Source organism: Sphaerochaeta sp. S2 (assembly GCF_016406725.1).
Taxonomy (GTDB): Bacteria; Spirochaetota; Spirochaetia; order Sphaerochaetales; family Sphaerochaetaceae; genus Sphaerochaeta.
Window position 1 is genome coordinate 1 of record NZ_JAEKNT010000311.1, and the last position, 1,461, is coordinate 1,461.

Genomic DNA, 1,461 nt, shown 5'->3' on the forward strand with positions numbered 1-1,461 from the left:
TAGTAATCTTCCTTTAGCAGCTTAAAATGAAAATACAATTACAAAACTGGAAAGTTCAACGTCTAAATTTTGAATTATTGAGGGATAATCAAAATAGGGAAGAAAGTTCTTTTGGAATTAAAAAGGGTCAAGTATTTCCAGAAGAAGATAAAAAGAGCTTTGTCGTAATTTTTGAAATTGACTTAAAAGATAAAGATTTTGATTTAAATTTTGAATCTGCTTTTGTATTTAGTCTAGATGATGAAATTACAGAAGAATTTAAGTTTTCTGATTTTCCTAAAATTAATGCTCCAGCAATAGCGTTTCCTTATTTAAGAGCTTATATTTCAAATTTAACTTTGCAATCTGGATTTGAACCTAGAATTTTACCTTCAATAAACTTTGTGGCTTTATCTAAAGAAGACTTGCATTCAATGTTGTAACGCAACAAAGCGTTTTAATTTTTAATAGTTACTAAGCTACGTTTTTTAATTCAGATTCCAATACTTCTTTAGGAGTTTTATACCCAATGATTTTTCTGGGTTTGTTGTTTAGTTTATGTTCGAGTTTTAAGAGCTGTTTTTCGTCAATGAGGTTAAAATCTGTTCCTTTAGGGAAGTCCCTTCTGATGATTCCGTTAGTATTTTCATTAGTACCTCTTTCCCAAGAAGAGTAGGGGTGCGCAAAGTAAATTTTCATACCTGTTTTTTGAGTTATTATTTGATGTTTAGCCATTTCAATACCGTTGTCGTAAGTCATGGATTTTCTAAATAATTTATTGAGTTGATTGATTTTTTTAGAGAACATTTTAGCAACTTCATCAGCTTTTCTGGATTTTAGTTTTACGATTAAGGTGTATCTGGATTTACGTTCTACAATGGTTCCAATAGCAGACTTTTGACCTTTTCCAATGATTAAATCTCCTTCCCAATGTCCAATTTCTTGTCTAAGTTCGATATGCTTAGGTCTCTTGTCAATACTGACTTGGTTAATAATTTTAGAACCTTTACCACGTACTTTTTTAATAGGTCTTCTACGCGTTTTTTTTCTCACGAGAAGTTTGATAAGTTTTTTATTTAAAGACGCTTGCGGTCTGGTATAAATGTGTCTGTAAATGGCTTCGTGTGATATAGACATAATATTGTTGTTGGGATATTTTAATTTTAAGCTTCCACAAATCTGTTCAGGAGTCCAACCTTTAAGAAGTCCTTTGTATACATAGTATTTTAGTGGTTTATAAGTTGATATTTTATCAAGGTTTCTTTTGTTAAGATAATCGTCTTTAGCATTCCAATGGGCTAATTCAGCCGCATATTTATCATTAGGATCTTGAATCCATTTATTGATTTCACGAGATATAGTTGAACGAGATCTGTTTAAAGTTTTAGCGATATAAGCTTTGGATTTATTCTCGTTTAAAAGTGTCTCAATTTTGATTCTTTCTTTAAGTGAAAGTCGTCTGTGTTTTAAACTCATATTTAC

General features: G+C 30.5%; 2 protein-coding genes. One reads left to right on the plus strand and one right to left on the minus strand.

The window, feature by feature from the left end; all coding sequences use genetic code 11:
- Positions 1 to 26: 26 nt before the first annotated feature.
- Positions 27 to 422: a protein-export chaperone SecB gene (locus JF818_RS09155; RefSeq protein ID WP_198891711.1), complete on the plus strand. Its 396-nt coding sequence runs from the start codon at positions 27 to 29 to the stop codon at positions 420 to 422.
- Positions 423 to 453: 31 nt separating this feature from the next.
- Here the strand turns inward: JF818_RS09155 and JF818_RS09160 are convergent.
- Positions 454 to 1,461 (minus strand): IS30 family transposase (locus JF818_RS09160; protein ID WP_198891712.1); only part of this gene is annotated, 1,008 nt, incomplete at its 5' end.